Here is an 18,338-nt window from a genome sequence, read left to right as displayed (position 1 = left end):
GTTTTTAAGCAGTCACGCTGTGGGCGATTAACGCGCCGTAGCGTTCGGCGTTTTCATGTAGCGGAAGAAATCGCTGTCCGGGCTCAGAACCATCACGTCCTGGTTGCTCTGGAAGCTGTTTTCGTACGCACGCAGGCTACGGATGAAAGCATAGAAATCCGGATCCTGACTAAATGCATCAGCAAACAGTTTAGCCGCTTCGGCATCGCCTTCACCGCGCAGGATACGGCCCTGACGCTCAGCTTCCGCCAGCGTTTTGGTCACTTCATAGTCCGCAGTCGCACGCAGTTTTTCAGCTTCTTCCTGACCCTGTGAACGGTGACGACGGGCAACCGCTTCACGCTCAGCACGCATACGGTTGTAAATCGCCTCAGACACTTCGGTCGGCAGGTTGATCTGCTTGATACGCACATCGACCACTTCAATACCTAACGCCGCCATACTGTTCGGGTTGATGACCGGCACTTTACCGTTGGTTTCAGCGGTGACGCGCTCAGCGGCTTCGGCAATCGCGTTATCCGCGGCTGGCGTTTCCACTTCGTCTTCGGTACCCGCAGAACCGGAGTTCAGCGCATCACGCACTTCCAGGGTCAGACGACCACGGGAATCGGTGACGATGTCTTTTACATCCAGACGACCAATTTCAGAACGCAGACGGTCAGAGAACTTACGTTTCAGCAGCACTTCTGCCTGAGAAACGTCACCACCGCCTGTTGCCAGGAAGTAGCGGCTGAAATCGCTGATGCGCCATTTGATATAGGAATCAACGATCAGGTCTTTTTTCTCTTTGGTTACAAAGCGATCGGCCTGGTTGTCCATGGTCTGAATACGCGCATCCAGCATTTTAACCGACTGAATAAACGGAACTTTAAAGTGCAGGCCCGGCTCATAAATCAACGGTTTTTTGTCGCCATCACGCACGACGCTGCTGAACTGGAACTTGATCCCACGCTCACCTTCTTTAACCACAAAGATAGAGGTGTACAGCACTACCAGCACGATGATGATAATCGCGATAACTGACTTACGCATCGTTATTCCCCCTGACGCTGGTAGTCGTTACGCTGCGCGTTAGCGCGGCGTTGGTCCATGATGTCGCCCTGACTGGTGGACGATGAGTTGCTCGCTCCGCTGTTGCTGGAGGAAGACGCCGGCGGCAGACGCAGCAGGTTGTTGGCCCCGCTGTTATCGTTCTTTGCACCGGAGGTATTCCCGCCTTTCAGCATCTGGTCGAGCGGCAGAACCATCAGGTTGCCACCTTTGCTATCGTTAACCAGCACTTTACGCGTATGGCTCAGGACTTTTTCCATGGTCTCGATGTAGAGACGCTCACGGGTGATCTGCGGCGCTGCTTTATACTCCGGCAGGATCTTGGCAAAGCGAGCCACTTCACCCTGCGCTTCCAGAACGGTCTGCGTCTTATAGGCGCGCGCCTCTTCCAGAATACGTTGAGCCTGACCGTTCGCACGCGGCTGAACTTCGTTGGTGTACGCTTCCGCTTCACGAATGTATTGCTGCTCGTTTTCACGCGCGGCAATCGCATCATCGAAGGAAGACTTCACTTCTTCCGGTGGACGAGCGGCCTGGAAGTTGACGTCCAGCAGGGTGATACCCATGTTGTACGGACGAATGGTTTCTTCCAGCTCACGCTGGGTATCACTACGAATAACGGTACGACCTTCCGTCAGGATGCGGTCCATGGTGTATTTACCGATGACACCACGCAGGGCACTGTCGGTCGCCTGACGCAGACTGTCGTCGGCGCTGGTGACGCTAAACAGATAGCGCTGCGGATCGGTCACGCGGTACTGCACGTTCATCTCAACGCGCACCACGTTTTCGTCAGAGGTCAGCATCACGCCGGAAGCGGCCAGTTCACGCACGGCCTCCACGTTCACCGGCGTCACTTCGTCGATAAACGTTGGTTTCCAGTTCAGGCCCGGCTCAACCAGATGGCTGAACTTACCAAAACGCGTGACCACGCCACGTTCGGCTTCTTTAATGGTATAGAATCCGCTGGCTGCCCAGATAATGACGACGGCTGCCGCTGCGATACCGACGATGCGACCGCCCATTGGCGCGCGAGGCCCCTGGGTTGTACCGCCGCCAGAACCGCTCTTACCGCCGCCGAGGCCACCGAGCTTTTTGCTCAGTTTGCGGAAGATATCATCCAGATCGGGCGGCCCCTGTTCGCGACCACCTTTGTTTCCATTTCCCTCAGAGTTGCCGCCAGGTTTGCTGCTTCCCCACGGGTCGCGGTCTTGTCCGTTATTACCGGGCTGATTCCACGCCATGTATGTGCTCCATATTTGTTATGCGGTGATCCCCAATGTCTTGCGACGGCAGGGGACAGGCGAAATGACTCCATGCTCCAGGCAAGCTGCCGGCTAGACCACGTAATCGGTCAACGCCGGTTCTTGTTTACAGAGGCGACGCCAGTCAACAATCGGCATACGAACTTGCAGACTGACACTGCCGTCTTCCTCCATCCACTCTTTTTCTATCGCCTGAAGCTGATAAAAACGGCTTCTTAAACGCCCTTCCTCAGGCGGTAGACGCAGAGTATGCTGCGCTACTTCCCCGGAAAGCCGTTCGGTTAAAGCCTGGAAAAGCAGTGGCACACCCACCCCGGTCTGCGCGGAAAGCCAGACCCGGACAGGTTTGTTTTCTTCATCACGATCGATGCGCGGTTCGAAATCGTCCAGCACGTCGATTTTGTTCATGACCAACAGCGTCGGGATCTCAAGCGAGTCGATCTCCTCCAGCACTGTATTTACGGCCTCTATATTTTCCTGCACGCGGACATCAGCTGCGTCAATAACATGCAGCAGCAACGTCGCCTGACGGGTTTCCTGCAAGGTCGCTTTAAACGCCGCCACCAGGTCATGCGGCAGGTGGCGAATAAAGCCTACCGTGTCCGCCAGCACCGTCTCGCCAACGTCGGCGACATCGATACGACGCAGCGTTGGGTCCAGCGTCGCAAAGAGTTGATCTGCCGCGTAAACCTTCGCTTCGGTTATCTGGTTAAACAGTGTCGATTTCCCGGCGTTGGTGTAACCCACCAGCGATACCGTCGGGACATCAGCTTTAGTACGGGAACGACGTCCCTGCTCACGCTGCTTTTCTACTTTCTCAAGCCGCGAGAGGATTTGCATAATACGGTTACGCAGTAAACGACGATCAGTTTCGAGCTGGGTTTCACCCGGGCCGCGCAAACCAATCCCGCCTTTCTGCCGTTCAAGGTGGGTCCAGCCACGCACCAGGCGCGTCGCCAGATGGCGCAACTGCGCCAGCTCAACCTGCAGCTTACCCTCATGGGTGCGCGCACGCTGGGCGAAAATATCTAAAATCAGACCGGTACGGTCGATCACCCTGCATTCACACAGCTGTTCCAGGTTACGTTCCTGGGCTGGGCTTAATGCATGGTCAAAGAGTACGACAGAAGCCCCTGTCGCTTTTACGGCTTCCGCAATTTCGACAGCCTTACCTTCACCAACAAAATACTTTGGGTGCGGTGCTTTACGGCTACCAGTAATCACCTGCATTGCTTCGACACCGGCGGAAGAGACCAGAGATTCAAACTCCTGGAGGTCTTCCATATCTTTGTCTTGCGAAAAATAGATGTGTACCAGCACCGCCTGCTCACCGGCATCATAACGGTCAAACAAGCGTAATTCCTCATAAAATACCAGCGGGGAACCGGGTAAACCAGGCTCCCCGACCGGGAAACAGCGTTAACTTATTCTGTGTCGTCGCTGTCTTGCTGCGCAGTGGTAGAACCCTGCGCGTTGCTACCATGATGGTAGTTACTGCTGGTGCCGCCGCCAGCGTTATTGCTGTGATGAGATACCGGACGGGACGGAACAACAGTGGAAATTGCGTGCTTATAGACCATCTGGCTGACCGTGTTTTTCAACAGGATCACGAACTGGTCGAAAGACTCAATTTGACCTTGCAGCTTAATACCATTCACCAAATAAATAGAAACCGGAACACGCTCCCGACGTAGTGCGTTCAGGAACGGGTCTTGTAAAGATTGCCCCTTAGCCATTCTCTCTTTTCCTTATATGCTTATTTGTACTTAGAACCCACAGGTCCTTAAAATTGCGCACGAATACGGTTCAATTGTACACATTCAGTCTACACAATCACCAACTACCTGTATTACTTCGTTGAACGCCTGTTCAGGTTGTTCGCTATCTAACCAGTGAACCCCATCCCAACCGCGCAACCAGGTCACCTGGCGCTTGGCTAACTGTCTCGTGGCGCAAACTCCTCGATAAACCATTTCATCGTATGGGATCTCGCCTTCGAGGTATGACCACATCTGGCGATATCCAACACAACGAATGGAAGGCATATCCGTATGCAAATCTCCACGGGCAAAAAGCGCCCGCACTTCTGCTTCAAAACCTGAAGCTAACATCTGATGAAAACGCTGCTCAATGCGCTGATGGAGCAGTTCACGGCTCGCCGGGGCGATGGCGAACTGATGCACCTTGTAGGGCAGAGCGTCTCCTGACGTTTGCGTCAGTTCCGTTAAAGTTTTACCCGAAATGAAAAAAACTTCCAGTGCCCGGGAAAGTCTTTGCGGATCATTTGGATGAATTCGCGCAGCGGCAACCGGGTCAATTGACTTAAGTTGCTCATGCAGCGCTGTCCACCCCTGCTCTGCTGCCTGTTGCTCAATTCGCGCTCTGACCTCGGGATCTGCCGACGGTAACGGCGACAATCCTTCCAGCAACGCCTTGAAATACAACATCGTACCGCCAACCAGAAGCGGGATACGCCCTGCAGCGGTAATCTCAGCCATTTCGGCCAGCGCATCGCGACGGAAATCCGCAGCAGAGTACGCCTGTGCCGGGTCGAGAATGTCTAACAATCGGTGCGGCGCGGCTGACAATTCTTGCGCGTTCGGCTTGGCCGTCCCGATATCCATCCCTCGATAAATGAGGGCGGAATCAACACTAATCAACTCTACAGGTAAAACTTTACGTAATTCGATAGCCAACGCCGTTTTACCGGAAGCGGTTGGCCCCATTAAAAAAATTGCCTTTGGCAGGCGAGTCTCGGTCACGTCACTCATTTCTCAGGGCGTTCATCGCAGAATCTAAATCAACAGGTTGTAACAGACCACCTGGAGGTGCTTTGACCAGCTGTGGGCAGAGTCGTTCAACATCCGCCAGCATCGCGATAGCCTGAGACATGTTCCATTGAACATGCTCGCTCGCCAGGTTACGGGCCAGCCATTGGGCAATATCACCCGCCTCAACCTGACTTTGTTGCACCAGATAGCCTATCAGTTCAGGAATCAAGTTTTGTAAATTTTGTTGGCGTAAGGGTAAAGGCACCGCGCGAACGGTCACGTGCTGGCCTTCTGCCAGAATATCAATGCCCAACGAGGCGAGTTGCGGCTGCGCCGTTTGCAACGCCTGGCTTTCAACATCGCTCGCTTTCAGGCGCAACGGAATCAACAGCGGCTGCGCACAAATCGGCGTTTCGCCAGGCGTCAACTGCGCCAGGCGCAGCCAGCGTTCCGCCACGGGCAACGCCAGCAGGCTAAGTTTGCCGCCGCGTTCCAGTAACGCATAGCACGGTGGCGCAATGGTTAAAACACGGCCAAAGCTCTGACTGTGTCCGGCAAGAGACTCCGGCGTCGATGGCTGCGGTTTCTCCGGCGCTTTCGGGGTATCGAGCAACTGGCGATAGAGCGCTCCCTGCTGCTTTTGGTATCCCGGCTGCGCATTCGGCCAGCTTGCGCCGCCGCGCGTGCTCACGCCCGAAGACGGCGCGTTAAAACGCGGGGCGTCAGGCTCGCGCGCCGCCGCAGGTTCAGCGAACTGATTGCGGCCCGCCGCCGCACGGTTTTCCGCAATGGGACGCGGCGCGAGCTCGTCGTCATCTTCATCCAACGGTAGCGGCGATTCCAGTTGCTGCTGCAGTACGCTCAGCACGCCCTGATAGATAAAGTCATGCACCAGCCGCGATTGGTGGAATCGCACTTCATGCTTCGCCGGATGCACGTTGACATCCACCTGATGCGGGTCGATTTCCAGATACAGCACAAACGCCGGCTGCTGATCGGCACCCAGTTTATCTTCGCAAGCCTGGCGAATCGCGTGATTAATCAGGCGATCGCGCATCATGCGGCCATTCACGTAGCAGTACTGAATTTCCGCTAACGCCGGGGTAGTGTGGTTCGGGTCCGCAACCCAGCCGTGCAGGGTTAAATCACCGTGCTGCCACTCAATTGCCAGTGCGTGTTCAAGAAACGCGGTACCACAAATCGCGCCCAGCCGACGTTCACGCGGAGCACCCTGCGTAACCGCACGGTACTGACGGATCATCTTACCGTTGTGATTGAGGGTGATCGCCACGTCAAAACGCGCCAGCGCAATGCGCCGGATAATCTCATCAATATGATTAAATTCGGTTTTTTCGGTGCGCATAAACTTGCGCCGCGCCGGAGTGTTGTAGAAGAGATCCAGCACTTCCAGCGTAGTGCCGACCGGATGCGCGGCGGGTTTCACCGTCACGTCCTGGTCGCGCCCTTCCGCATAAGCCTGCCAGGCTTCCGGCTGCTCGGCCGTGCGGGAGGTGAGCGTTAAACGGGCGACGGAACTGATACTGGCCAGCGCTTCGCCGCGAAAGCCGAGGCTGATAATGGCTTCCAGATCGTCGAGCGAGGCAATTTTACTGGTGGCGTGACGGGCCAGCGCCAGCGCCAGCTCGTCTTTTTTGATACCGCAGCCGTTATCGCGAATGCGGATAAGCTTCGCGCCGCCGCGTTCGATATCAATATCGATGCGGGTTGCGCCCGCATCGAGGCTGTTTTCCACCAGCTCTTTCACCACCGACGCAGGTCGCTCTACCACCTCGCCAGCGGCAATCTGGTTCGCAAGCTGTGGCGGCAGAACCTGAATCGGCATGAAGACTCCTTAGTTAATCAACGTTCCGGTTGATGCGTTGGCGCTGGCAGTCTGGGCCTGATCTTCTCTCGGACCAGACTGGATCGGATGCGCCTGGAAATAGTTACGCAACCCGTTGTAAATCGCTTCCGCCAGTTTCTGCTGGTAGTCGTCGCTGGCCAGCAGGCGTTCTTCCGATGTGTTACTGATAAAGCCGGTTTCGACCAGAATCGACGGAATATCCGGCGAGCGCAGTACGCCAAGGCTGGCGTGTTCCGGGCGACGCTTGTGGATATTGCCCACGCGCTGTAGCTGGCTTATCACATTGGTGGCCACGTCATAGCCTACGCGCTGAGAGTGACCGAACTGCAAATCCAGTACCGCCTGGCTCAGGTACGGGTCGGCCTGGCTGTTTGCCAGCACATCGCCCGCGCCACCCAGCAGCTCGGATTGTTTCTCGTGCTGCTCCAGCCAGCCCGCCATTTCGCTATTGGCGCGACGGTTGGAGAGCACCCACACGGATGCACCGCTTGCTGAACGGCTTGGCGCGGCATCGGCGTGAATCGACACCAGGAAGTGCGCGTTTTGTTTACGCGCCACGTCTGAACGGCCCATCACCGAAATGAAGTAATCGCCGTCGCGGGTCAGCACGCCTTTGAACATTGGGTCGTCGTTGAGCAACGCGCGCAATTTACGGGCAATGGCGATGGTGACGTTCTTCTCACGCGTGCCATCCGGGCCGATAGCGCCTGGGTCCTGACCACCGTGCCCCGCATCAATAGCAATAATCACTTTGTCACCCGAGGCAACGCGCGTGCGGCTGGCCGGGCGTGAAATCGCCGTATCGGTATTGGTCACCGCCGTAATGCGATCGTTTTGCGTTTTAAACGGATTACGCGCAGGTTCAACCGGTCGCGGTGCAGGCGTCACTACCGGCGTTTCTACCTGTTTGACCACTACTGGCGCAGGTGGTGGTGGCGGTGGAGGCGGAACATCGGCATCGATGGTAAACACCACCATATAGCTCGCCCCGTTCTGCTTTTTCACCGCCTGGGTTTTACCCTTTTGCGTGAGATCGACCACCAGACGTAACGACTGATCGTCTTTCGGCGTACCGGAGTGAATGGCTTTCACCAGGTTATTGCCGCTAAAACGCAGCGGCAGCCCCTGAATCACGCCCGTCTGTTTGATATCCAGCGCCACGCTGCGCGGGCCATCCTGGCTGAATGCGTACTCAGGATCGCCCATAAAACTGAAGGTAATGCGCGCCTGCTGATCGCCATTTGAAACCTGAATATCGGATAACGTTGCCGCTGTTGCGCCGACGCTGAACAGCATCAGCGCCGCAGCCAGCCAACCTTTTGCGCGTAAAATCATCCCGTGATCCCTAAAATTAACCGGCAAACCGCGCCAGCAGAGACTCACCCAATGAGGAGACAGCGGTTATGCGCGCCTCACGCCCTTGCGCCTGGTAATCTAAGTGTATTTCGATATCCGGTTCAGGCAGTACACCCGCGCCCTGTTGCGGCCATTCCACCAGGCAGATGGAATCGTTAGAAAAATAATCGCGGATCCCCATAAATTCGAGCTCCTCGGGATCGGCAAGGCGGTACAAATCAAAATGGTAAACCATCAGTTTATCGAGGGTATACGGCTCGACCAGCGTATAAGTTGGACTTTTGACGTTGCCGCGGTGGCCCAGCGCTTGCAGGAAGCCACGGCTGAAGGTGGTTTTGCCGGCGCCGAGATCGCCGTACAGATAGATAACCGTCGCGCCGTCGCAGGCTTTCGCCACGCGGTCGCCGAGGTCTAAGGTCGCCTGCTCGTCGGGTAAGGGAATCACTCGATTAATCATGGTCTACGTCAATCACATCCGGGTTAACAACACGCCGCAGCGTGGAAAAGAGATCGGTGGCCAGCATACCGCGGGTACCGAAGCGCGCCGCGAGTTCATCCGCCGCCGCACCGTGCGCGACACAGCCCGCGCAGGCTGCATCATAAAGCGAGAAGGCCTGCCCCAGCAATGCGCCAATGATACCGGAGAGCACATCGCCCATTCCGCCGCTGGCCATCCCGGCATTTCCGGCGTCAATCAGCGTTATTGCCCCCGCTTCACAGGCCACCACCGTGCCCGCGCCTTTCAGCACCACTACGCCACCATACCGTTTTACCAGACGCTGCGCAGAAAGTAAGCGATCGGCTTCAATTTCTGACACGCGACAGTTCAGTAACCGCGCGGCTTCGCCGGGATGCGGCGTTAACACGCGATTGTGACGTTTATCGGGATTGATTGCCAGCAGGTTCAGCGCATCGGCGTCCCAGAGCATCGGTTTATTAACGTTTTCTACCTTTCTCAGCGCCTGTTTTGCCCATGCGCTTTGCCCAAGCCCGGGGCCAATGACCACCGCATCCGCCCATTGCAGACTCTCATCAAGGATTTCAGGCGTCAGTTCATGCACCATCAACTCCGGCCTGGCGGTAATAATCGGCGCAACGTTCTCAATGCGAGTAAGCACTCGCACTAATCCAGCCCCCGCGCGCAGCGCGGCTTCACCGGTCATGCGTATCGCGCCAGCCGTACCGTGATCGCCGCCGATAATCACCAGTTTGCCGTGGTCGCCTTTATGCGACGTCGGGCGGCGCGGTGGGAACCACGCGGTGAGTTGTGATGCGTCGGCACGGCTGATATCGGTCGTCTGCGCGTCAAGCCAGCGTTCCAGACCCAACGCATGATGATGCAAACGCCCGACCACGTCTCGCGCCTTGCCGGTTAATAAGCCGGGCTTCAGGCCAATAAACGTGAGGGTATGCGCGGCGTGGATGACCGCACCCGGCGTGGTGCCGGTTTGCGCGTTCAGGCCAGAGGGAATATCGATTGCGAAAACGGGGGCAGAATGCATATTCGCAAGCTCAATCAGGCGAGCAATATTCTCGCGCGGCGCGCTCTGTAAGCCCGTGCCGAGCAGCGCGTCGATGATAAGGTCGGTCTCTTCCGGCCACACGGTTTGCGGCGAGTGGATCACCCCGCCCGCGTTCAGCCAGGCCTCTCGCGCGGCGTGGGCCTCTTCCGGCAGCGGTTTATCGCTCTCCTGCGCCAGCAGGGTAACGTTGATGCCCGCCGCCTGCGCCAGACGCGCCACCACGTAACCATCGCCGCCGTTATTGCCGTGGCCGCAGAGAATCAGCCAGTGTGACGCTGTTGGGTACGTGGCACGCGCCAGCGTAAACGCGGCGTCGCCCGCGCGCAGCATCAGTTCAAACAGCGTCATACCAAGGCTATCCGCCGCCTCTTTTTCTGCGCGACGCAGGTCATCCGCAGCCCACACGGAGTGTGGTATACTTGCAGGGTTTCTCGTCAATGTATGGTCCGTCATGTCACAGCCCCTCGATCTCAATCAGTTAGCGCAACAAATCAAACAATGGGGCACTGAACTGGGCTTTCAGCAGGTGGGTATCACCGATACCGATCTCAGCGCCTCTGAGCCCAAATTACAGGCATGGCTGGACAAACAATACCACGGCGAAATGGAGTGGATGGCCCGCCACGGTATGATGCGTGCCCGCCCTCACGAGCTTCAGCCCGGCACATTGCGCGTCATCAGCGTGCGAATGAACTATCTGCCCGCCAATGCGGCCTTTGCCAGCACCCTGAAAAATCCCGATCTCGGTTATATCAGCCGCTACGCGCTCGGGCGCGATTATCATAAGCTGCTGCGTAATCGTCTTAAAAAATTGGGCGAGTTGATTCAGGAACAGTGCGTCTCGCTGAATTTTAGACCTTTTGTTGATTCCGCGCCCATCCTTGAGCGCCCGCTCGCCGAAAAAGCCGGGATTGGCTGGACAGGTAAGCACTCACTTATCCTCAACCGCGATGCCGGGTCGTTCTTTTTCCTCGGTGAGTTACTGATTGACCTGCCCCTGCCCATCGATAAACCGGTAGAGGAAGAGTGCGGACGATGCGTCGCCTGCATGACCATCTGCCCGACTGGCGCTATCGTAGCGCCATACACCGTCGATGCGCGTCGCTGTATTTCCTATCTCACCATTGAGCTGGAAGGCGCCATTCCGGAAGAATTTCGCCCGCTGATGGGCAACCGCATCTACGGCTGTGACGATTGCCAGCTAATTTGCCCGTGGAATCGTTTTTCGCAACTGACAGATGAAGCAGACTTCAGCCCGCGTAAGGCGCTGCATGCCCCGGAATTGATTGAACTCTTTGCCTGGGATGAAGCCTGGTTCCTGAAAGTCACTGAAGGTTCGCCTATTCGCCGCATCGGCCATCTGCGCTGGCTGCGTAATATTGCCGTTGCGCTGGGCAATGCGCCGTGGAGTGAAGCGGTTATTCAGGCGCTGGAGATGCGCCGAGGTGAGCACCCACTTCTCGATGAACACATAGAATGGGCGATTGCGCAGCAAATTGAGAAGCGAAATGCTTGCGTAGTCGAGGTGCAATTGCCGAAGAAACAGCGTCTGGTGAGAGTGGTTGAGAAAGGATTACCGCGTGACGCGTAAAACATTCACAGGCTGTGAATAAAAATAAAAAAGCAAAGGGATTCAAAGCACACAGAGAGGTCAAGTGATCGAATTAACATTTTGAAATGTTCATTTTTCACTAATTATCAATAAGATACAAAGATACTATTCACCATTCGAAGAATTTTGCATTCCAGGAATAGTGCCCGACTCTGTGGATAACTCTGTTTACAAGAGTGTTTCAGAAACGAAAAATCACCCCAGCGAATTAACATCACTGTGGATTTCGATAATCAGAAAGAAAATTTGGAGCGGGAAACGAGACTCGAACTCGCGACCCCGACCTTGGCAAGGTCGTGCTCTACCAACTGAGCTATTCCCGCTTGGGTGGTGCGTGCTTAGAAAGCACTTTTCAAATTTTGGAGCGGGAAACGAGACTCGAACTCGCGACCCCGACCTTGGCAAGGTCGTGCTCTACCAACTGAGCTATTCCCGCTTGGGTGGTGCATGCTTAGAAAGCATCTTTCAAATTTTGGAGCGGGAAACGAGACTCGAACTCGCGACCCCGACCTTGGCAAGGTCGTGCTCTACCAACTGAGCTATTCCCGCATCATCATGATTTCTAAGTTCTAAACCTGAAATCTTGTGATTAATTTGACGCTGTCGTAACGTTGATTTCTCTGTCGTTACGGGAGGCGCATTATACGAGAAATCCTTTTTGCTGCAACCCCCCCTGAAGCGTTTTTTTTGAAATATCGTTCAAGTGACGAATAATTCATCATCCTGGTGCTTTTTACGCCGAATGGCAAGCGCCATCCGGCAAAGACGAGAATCAGAGCTTAATAAAGTTTTCGCGATAGTAGGCCAGTTCAGCCACTGACTCACGGATGTCATCCATCGCCTGGTGCGTGCCCTGCTTCTTAAAGCCGTCGAGAATTTCCGGCTTCCAGCGACGCGCCAGCTCTTTGAGCGTGCTCACGTCCAGATAACGATAGTGGAAGTAGGATTCCAGTTCCGGCATATACTTGAACAGGAAACGACGGTCCTGGCCGATGCTGTTACCGCAAATCGGCGATTTCCCTTCCGGAACCCACTGCTTGAGGAATTCAAGCGTGGCCAGTTCCGCCGCGCGGTCGTCAAGGGTGCTTGCTTTCACGCGTTCGACCAACCCGCTGCCGGTATGCGTGCGCACGTTCCAATCATCCATCAGCGCCAGTTGTTCATCAGACTGATGCACCGCAATCGTCGGGCCTTCAGCCAGAATGTTAAGATTCGCATCAGTCACCAGGGTGGCGATTTCAATAATGCGATCGCGCTCGGGATCGAGACCGGTCATCTCCAGATCGATCCAAATCAGGTTGTTTTCATCTGCACTCATGTTATTTTCCACCCTTGTCGCGTGACTATATTCATCAAAAATAGCGTGTATCATAGATCTTTTGCCCATTATGGGCGACCAGGAGTCTGTACGATTGAGTAAAAATAAACTCTCCAAAGGTCAGCAGCGTCGCGTGTCGGCTAACCACCAGCGCCGTCTTAAAACGACTGCGGAGAAGCCCGACTACGATGACAATCTGTTTGGTGAAACCGCTGAAGGCACCGTTATCAGCCGTTTTGGCATGCATGCTGACGTTGAATCCGCCGACGGCGAGACGCACCGCTGCAACATCCGCCGCACCATTCGTTCGCTGGTTACCGGCGATCGCGTTGTCTGGCGTCCGGGTAAAGCGGCAGCCGAAGGCGTGAACGTCAAAGGCATCGTGGAAGCGGTACATGAACGTACCTCGGTGCTGACGCGCCCGGACTTTTACGACGGTGTAAAACCGATTGCCGCCAATATCGACCAAATCGTTATCGTCTCGGCCATTCTGCCGGAACTGTCGCTGAATATTATCGACCGTTATCTCGTTGCCTGCGAAACGCTGGACGTCGAACCAATCATCGTGCTGAACAAAATCGATCTGCTGGATGACGAAAGCATGGCTTTCGTGAATGAGCAGATGGATATCTACCGCAACATTGGCTATCGCGTGCTGATGGTTTCCAGCCATACACAGGATGGTTTGAAACCGCTGGAAGAGGCGTTGACCGACCGCATCAGCATTTTTGCCGGGCAGTCCGGCGTCGGGAAATCGAGTCTGTTGAATGCTTTGCTTGGTCTCAACGAAGAACGGATCCTCACCAATGATGTTTCCGATAACTCCGGTTTAGGCCAGCACACCACCACCGCCGCACGCCTTTATCACTTCCCGCATGGCGGCGATGTGATTGATTCTCCTGGCGTTCGAGAATTTGGCCTCTGGCATCTTGAGGCGGAACAAATCACCAACGGCTTTGTCGAATTCCATGATTATCTGGGTTTGTGCAAATACCGCGACTGCAAACATGACACCGATCCCGGCTGCGCCATCCGCGAAGCCGTTGAAGAAGGTAAAATTGCCGAGACGCGATTCGAAAATTATCACCGCATTCTGGAAAGTATGTCGCAGGTAAAAACGCGTAAAAACTTTTCTGATGGTGATAACTGAGAATTATGCTTTAGCGACTGACATTTATCGCGTGCGTCGTTAAAATCGCCACCTTTTCTTTTGGGACCCGCGCATGATGCGGGTTCAGGAACGACACATCATGGCCTGGAGGCTACTTTGTTAAACGATCTTAAACTTTCACTGCAATACATTCTGCCTAAACTGTGGCTTACCCGCCTCGCAGGCTGGGGTGCGAGCAAGCGAGCAGGATGGCTGACCAAACTGGTTATCGATCTGTTTGTGAAATACTACAAGGTCGATATGCAAGAGGCGCAGAAACCAGATACCGCCAGCTATCGCACCTTCAACGATTTCTTTGTGCGTCCGCTGCGTGACGATGTGCGCCCACTCAATACCGATCCTAACGTGCTGGTGATGCCTGCCGACGGTGTAATCAGCCAGTTAGGCCGTATCGAAGAAGACAAAATTTTGCAGGCTAAAGGCCACGACTATTCGCTGGAAGCGCTGCTGGCAGGCAACTACCTGATGGCGGATCTTTTCCGCAACGGGACTTTCGCCACCACCTACCTGTCTCCGCGTGACTATCACCGCGTACATATGCCGTGCAACGGTATCCTGCGCGAAATGATCTACGTGCCGGGCGATCTCTTCTCCGTGAATCACCTGACCGCGCAGAACGTACCTAACCTGTTTGCCCGTAACGAACGCGTTATTTGCCTGTTCGATACCGAATTTGGCCCGATGGCACAGATTCTGGTCGGTGCGACCATCGTTGGCAGTATCGAAACCGTATGGGCAGGTACGATCACGCCGCCGCGTGAAGGCGTGATCAAACGCTGGACCTGGCCGGCGGGTGACAGCGAAGGTTCCATTGCCCTGCTGAAAGGCCAGGAGATGGGCCGCTTCAAACTGGGTTCCACGGTCATCAATCTCTTCGCGCCAGGCAAAGTCCAGCTGATTGAAGAGCTGAAGAGCCTCTCTGTGACGAAGCTGGGCCAACCCCTGGCAGTCTCAACCGAAGCCGTTGTCGTTCCAGAGCCGGAAGTTCTGCCAGAGGAAGAAGTGGCGGCTGAAATTGAAGCCAGCCCGCTGGTCGACGATAAGAAAGACGAAAGCTAACTTCAAAAAAGGGTTCTGACGTGCGCCTGATTATCACTTTCCTGATGGCCTGGTGCCTCAGCCTGGGGGCGTACGCAGCGACGGCCCCCGACAGCAAACAGATAGCTCAGGAGCTGGAGCAGGCTAAATCCGCCAAACCTGCCCAGCCCGAAACCGTTGAAACCTTGCAGGGTGCGCTGAACGCGCTTGAGGAGCGAAAAGGCTCCCTTGAGCGCGCCACGCAGTATCAGCATGTGATCGACAACTTTCCTAAACTTTCCCAAACATTACGCTCCCAACTGAATAACCTGCGCGAAGAGCCGCGCGAGGTTCCTGAAGGCATGAGCGCTGACGCGCTAAGTCAGGAAATTCTTCAGGTCAGCAGCCAGTTGCTGGAAAAAAGCCGCCTGGCGCAGCAGGAGCAGGAACGCGCACGGGAAATCGCCGACTCCCTGAATCAGCTGCCGCAACAGCAAACCGATGCCCGTCGCCAGTTGAATGAAGTGGAACGCCGCGTCGGCACGCAAACGGCCAACACACCACAGGCGCAGGCGCAAAACCTGGCGTTACAGGCCGATTCCGCACGCCTGAAGGCGCTGGTTGATGAACTGGAACTGGCGCAGCTTTCGGCGAACAATCGCCAGGAGCTGTCACGCATGCGTTCAGAACTGGCGCAGAAACAGGGCGAACAGTTGGATGCATATCTTCAGGCGCTGCGCAATCAGCTCAACAGCCAGCGCCAGCGCGAAGCCGAGCGGGCGCTGGAAAGCACCGAACTGCTTGCCGAAAACAGCGCGAATCTGCCCGTCGGGATTGTTAATCAGTTCAAAGTTAACCGTGAGCTTTCCCAGGCACTGAATCAACAGGCTCAGCGTATGGACCTGGTGGCCTCGCAGCAGCGTCAGGCGACAGGCCAAACCTTGCAGGTTCGTCAGGCGCTGAACACGCTGCGCGAACAGTCGCAATGGCTGGGTTCCTCTAATCTGTTAGGCGAAGCGTTACGCGCGCAGGTTGCTCGCCTGCCGGAAATGCCCAAGCCCCAGCAGCTTGATACCGAAATGGCGCAGCTGCGCGTGCATCGTCTGCGCTATGAAGATTTACTCAATAAGCAGCCACAACTGCGCCAGATCCAGCAGGCTGATGGCAAACCACTTACCGCCGAGCAAAATCGTATTCTGGAAGCGCAGCTTCGCACTCAGCGTGAACTCCTCAACTCGCTGTTGCAGGGTGGCGACACGCTGATTCTGGAACTTACCAAGCTGAAAGTTTCCAATAGCCAACTGGAAGACGCGTTAAAAGAGGTGAATGAAGCCACCCACCGCTATCTGTTCTGGACCTCAGACGTGCGGCCAATGGACTTCAGCTGGCCGCTGGAAGTGGTGCAGGATCTGCGCCGCTTAATCTCGCTGGATACCTTCAGCCAGCTAGGTAAAGCCACGGCAATGATGCTCACCAGCAAGCAGACGCTGCTACCGCTCTTTGCAGCGCTGATTCTGGTGGGCTTCAGTATCAGTTCGCGCAAACACTTCACCCGTTTTCTGGAACGTTCCAGCGCGCGCGTTGGCAAAGTCACCCAGGATCATTTCTGGCTGACCATGCGTACCGTTTTCTGGTCGATTCTGGTCGCTTCTCCCCTGCCCGTCCTGTGGGCAACGCTGGGTTATGGCCTTCAGGAGGCCTGGCCATACCCGCTTGCCGTGGCGATTGGCGATGGCGTAACCGCCACCGTACCTCTGCTGTGGGTGGTGATGATCTGCGCCGCCTTTGCCCGTCCAAATGGCCTGTTCATCGTGCACTTCGGCTGGCCGCGCAACCGCGTGCTGCGGGCGATGCGTTACTATCTGATGAGCATCGGGCTTATCGTGCCGCTGATTATGGCGCTGATCATGTTCGATAATCTCAACGATCGCGAGTTTTCCGCCTCATTAGGCAGGCTGTGTTTCATCCTGATTTGCGGCGCGCTGGCGGTGGTCACGCTCAGCCTGAAACGCGCAGGCATTCCCCTCTGGCTCGATAAAGAGGGCGATGGCGATAACATGGTAAACCGCCTGCTGTGGAACCTGCTTTCCGGTGCGCCGATGGTCGCGATCCTCGCGGCTGCCGTCGGTTATCTGGCAACATCACAGGCATTGCTGGCGCGTCTGGAAACCTCGGTCGCCATCTGGTTCCTGTTGCTGGTGATTTATCACGTCATCCGCCGCTGGATGCTGATTCAGCGCCGCCGTCTGGCATTTGACCGTGCCAAACATCGACGCGCAGAGATGCTGGCAAACCGCGCCAGAGGCGAAGAAGAGACCCACTCCACCAGCCTGGAAGGTTCGGTAGAAGCCGAGGTCAGTGAAGTCGATCTCGACACCATCAGCGCCCAGTCGCTGCGGCTGGTACGCTCGATTCTGATGCTGATTGCGCTGGTTTCGGTGATTGTACTGTGGTCGGAAATTCACTCCGCTTTCGGCTTCCTGGAAAATATCTCGCTGTGGGATGTCTCCTCAACCGTGCAGGGCGTGGAAAGTATTGAGCCCATTACGCTCGGCGCGGTGCTGATTGCGATTCTGGTGTTTATCATCACCACTCAACTGGTGCGCAATCTGCCTGCGCTGCTGGAGCTGGCACTGCTCCAGCATCTCAATCTGACGCCAGGCACCGGGTATGCCATTACCACCATCACCAAGTACCTGCTGATGCTGTTTGGCGGGCTGATTGGCTTCTCGATGATTGGTATTGAGTGGTCGAAATTACAGTGGCTGGTAGCGGCACTGGGTGTCGGGTTAGGTTTTGGTTTACAGGAAATTTTCGCCAACTTTATCTCTGGCCTGATCATCCTGTGCGAAAAACCGATTCGTATCGGCGATACGGTCACCATTCGCGATTTGACCGGGAGCGTCACCAAAATCAACACCCGTGCCACCACCATCAGCGACTGGGACCGCAAAGAGATTATCGTGCCGAATAAAGCCTTTATCACCGAGCAGTTCATCAACTGGTCGCTGTCGGATTCGGTTACCCGCGTGGTATTGAGCATTCCGGCGCCGTCAGACGCTAATAGTGAAGAAGTGGCGCAGATCCTGCTTACCGCCGCACAGCGTTGCTCGCTGGTAATTGATAACCCAGCGCCGGAAGCCTTCCTGGTCGACCTGCAACAGGGGATTCAAATCTTCGAACTGCGTATCTACGCCGCGGAGATGGGCCACCGTATGCCGCTACGTCACGAAATCCACCAGCTGATTCTGGCGGGCTTCCGCGAGCACGGTATCGATATGCCGTTCCCACCGTTCCAGATGCGTCTGGAAAGCATGGGCGGCAGCAAAACACCAGCGGGAAGAACGTTAACGTCCGCTGGGCGCGGACGTAAGGCGGGAAGTTTGTAATT

14 protein-coding genes and 3 tRNA genes are annotated in these 18,338 nt (G+C 55.7%); 4 read left to right on the top strand and 13 right to left on the bottom strand.

Annotated features, from left to right (window positions below):
• Window positions 1-27: 27 nt before the first annotated feature.
• From hflC to nnr, 9 genes are all read right to left on the bottom strand, one after another.
• Window positions 28-1,032, bottom strand: a complete 1,005-nt coding sequence (hflC, locus tag ACWWFX_RS18580; protein WP_276220678.1) for a protease modulator HflC — start codon at window positions 1,030-1,032, stop codon at window positions 28-30.
• 2 nt (window positions 1,033-1,034) lie between these two features.
• Entirely contained in the window at window positions 1,035-2,294 is a 1,260-nt protein-coding gene (hflK, locus tag ACWWFX_RS18575; RefSeq protein WP_276220681.1) for an FtsH protease activity modulator HflK, read from the bottom strand.
• A 93-nt stretch (window positions 2,295-2,387) separates the two neighbouring features.
• On the bottom strand, window positions 2,388-3,668 hold the full coding sequence (gene hflX, locus ACWWFX_RS18570; RefSeq protein ID WP_015966212.1) for a ribosome rescue GTPase HflX: 1,281 nt from the start codon (window positions 3,666-3,668) through the stop codon (window positions 2,388-2,390).
• 71 nt (window positions 3,669-3,739) lie between these two features.
• Window positions 3,740-4,051: an RNA chaperone Hfq gene (gene hfq / locus ACWWFX_RS18565; RefSeq protein ID WP_015966213.1), complete on the bottom strand. Its 312-nt coding sequence runs from the start codon at window positions 4,049-4,051 to the stop codon at window positions 3,740-3,742.
• An 84-nt stretch (window positions 4,052-4,135) separates the two neighbouring features.
• On the bottom strand, window positions 4,136-5,086 hold the full coding sequence (miaA, locus tag ACWWFX_RS18560) for a tRNA (adenosine(37)-N6)-dimethylallyltransferase MiaA (RefSeq protein ID WP_276220686.1): 951 nt from the start codon (window positions 5,084-5,086) through the stop codon (window positions 4,136-4,138).
• Complete coding sequence (gene mutL / locus ACWWFX_RS18555; RefSeq protein WP_276220688.1) at window positions 5,079-6,929, bottom strand: DNA mismatch repair endonuclease MutL; 1,851 nt, start codon at window positions 6,927-6,929, stop codon at window positions 5,079-5,081. The genes miaA and mutL overlap by 8 nt, the downstream gene beginning before the upstream one ends.
• A gap of 9 nt (window positions 6,930-6,938) precedes the next feature.
• Complete coding sequence (gene amiB / locus ACWWFX_RS18550) at window positions 6,939-8,285, bottom strand: N-acetylmuramoyl-L-alanine amidase AmiB (RefSeq protein ID WP_473224448.1); 1,347 nt, start codon at window positions 8,283-8,285, stop codon at window positions 6,939-6,941.
• Window positions 8,286-8,301: 16 nt separating this feature from the next.
• Window positions 8,302-8,763 (bottom strand): tRNA (adenosine(37)-N6)-threonylcarbamoyltransferase complex ATPase subunit type 1 TsaE, encoded by a 462-nt coding sequence (gene tsaE, locus ACWWFX_RS18545; protein ID WP_015966217.1) that lies wholly within the window; start codon window positions 8,761-8,763, stop codon window positions 8,302-8,304.
• Window positions 8,756-10,282 carry a bifunctional ADP-dependent NAD(P)H-hydrate dehydratase/NAD(P)H-hydrate epimerase gene (gene nnr / locus ACWWFX_RS18540; RefSeq protein ID WP_473224447.1) on the bottom strand — a complete coding sequence of 509 codons (1,527 nt, stop codon included), beginning with the start codon at window positions 10,280-10,282 and terminating at the stop codon, window positions 8,756-8,758. The genes tsaE and nnr overlap by 8 nt, the downstream gene beginning before the upstream one ends.
• On the opposite strand from nnr, the gene queG reads away from it, so the two are divergent.
• On the top strand, window positions 10,281-11,420 hold the full coding sequence (queG, locus tag ACWWFX_RS18535; protein ID WP_473224446.1) for a tRNA epoxyqueuosine(34) reductase QueG: 1,140 nt from the start codon (window positions 10,281-10,283) through the stop codon (window positions 11,418-11,420). The genes nnr and queG overlap by 2 nt on opposite strands.
• A gap of 268 nt (window positions 11,421-11,688) precedes the next feature.
• On the opposite strand, the gene ACWWFX_RS18530 is transcribed toward queG, so the two are convergent.
• The 4 genes from ACWWFX_RS18530 to orn form a co-directional block, all read right to left on the bottom strand.
• Window positions 11,689-11,764 (bottom strand) — tRNA-Gly (locus ACWWFX_RS18530).
• 37 nt (window positions 11,765-11,801) lie between these two features.
• Window positions 11,802-11,877, bottom strand: a tRNA-Gly gene (locus ACWWFX_RS18525).
• Window positions 11,878-11,914: 37 nt separating this feature from the next.
• Window positions 11,915-11,990: transfer RNA gene (locus ACWWFX_RS18520), tRNA-Gly, on the bottom strand.
• 223 nt (window positions 11,991-12,213) lie between these two features.
• Window positions 12,214-12,759, bottom strand: a complete 546-nt coding sequence (gene orn / locus ACWWFX_RS18515) for an oligoribonuclease (RefSeq protein ID WP_276220698.1) — start codon at window positions 12,757-12,759, stop codon at window positions 12,214-12,216.
• Window positions 12,760-12,853: 94 nt separating this feature from the next.
• Here orn and rsgA point away from each other — a divergent pair, with 94 nt between their 5' ends.
• From rsgA to mscM, 3 genes are all read left to right on the top strand, one after another.
• A complete protein-coding gene (gene rsgA, locus ACWWFX_RS18510) occupies window positions 12,854-13,909 on the top strand; it encodes a small ribosomal subunit biogenesis GTPase RsgA (protein ID WP_041686331.1) in 1,056 nt (351 codons plus the stop codon).
• A 117-nt stretch (window positions 13,910-14,026) separates the two neighbouring features.
• Entirely contained in the window at window positions 14,027-14,989 is a 963-nt protein-coding gene (gene asd, locus ACWWFX_RS18505; protein ID WP_276220700.1) for an archaetidylserine decarboxylase, read from the top strand.
• A 20-nt stretch (window positions 14,990-15,009) separates the two neighbouring features.
• A complete protein-coding gene (mscM, locus tag ACWWFX_RS18500; RefSeq protein ID WP_473224445.1) occupies window positions 15,010-18,336 on the top strand; it encodes a miniconductance mechanosensitive channel MscM in 3,327 nt (1,108 codons plus the stop codon).
• The last annotated feature ends 2 nt before the right edge of the window (window positions 18,337-18,338 follow it).

The organism is Pseudocitrobacter sp. 2023LY-00077 (assembly GCF_055796175.1).
This window is presented reverse-complemented; position numbering and strand designations above follow the sequence as displayed.

What these genes read in the sequence shown, in the direction of transcription:
- nnr (WP_473224447.1), bottom strand. Translation starts at nt 10,282, where the DNA reads ATGACGGACCATACATTGACGAGAAACCCTGCAAGTATACCACACTCC.
- tsaE (WP_015966217.1), bottom strand. Translation starts at nt 8,763, where the DNA reads ATGATTAATCGAGTGATTCCCTTACCCGACGAGCAGGCGACCTTAGAC.
- hflK (WP_276220681.1), bottom strand. Translation starts at nt 2,294, where the DNA reads ATGGCGTGGAATCAGCCCGGTAATAACGGACAAGACCGCGACCCGTGG.
- amiB (WP_473224448.1), bottom strand. Translation starts at nt 8,285, where the DNA reads ATGATTTTACGCGCAAAAGGTTGGCTGGCTGCGGCGCTGATGCTGTTC.
- mutL (WP_276220688.1), bottom strand. Translation starts at nt 6,929, where the DNA reads ATGCCGATTCAGGTTCTGCCGCCACAGCTTGCGAACCAGATTGCCGCT.
- hflC (WP_276220678.1), bottom strand. Translation starts at nt 1,032, where the DNA reads ATGCGTAAGTCAGTTATCGCGATTATCATCATCGTGCTGGTAGTGCTG.
- miaA (WP_276220686.1), bottom strand. Translation starts at nt 5,086, where the DNA reads ATGAGTGACGTGACCGAGACTCGCCTGCCAAAGGCAATTTTTTTAATG.
- queG (WP_473224446.1), top strand. Translation starts at nt 10,281, where the DNA reads ATGTCACAGCCCCTCGATCTCAATCAGTTAGCGCAACAAATCAAACAA.
- orn (WP_276220698.1), bottom strand. Translation starts at nt 12,759, where the DNA reads ATGAGTGCAGATGAAAACAACCTGATTTGGATCGATCTGGAGATGACC.
- hfq (WP_015966213.1), bottom strand. Translation starts at nt 4,051, where the DNA reads ATGGCTAAGGGGCAATCTTTACAAGACCCGTTCCTGAACGCACTACGT.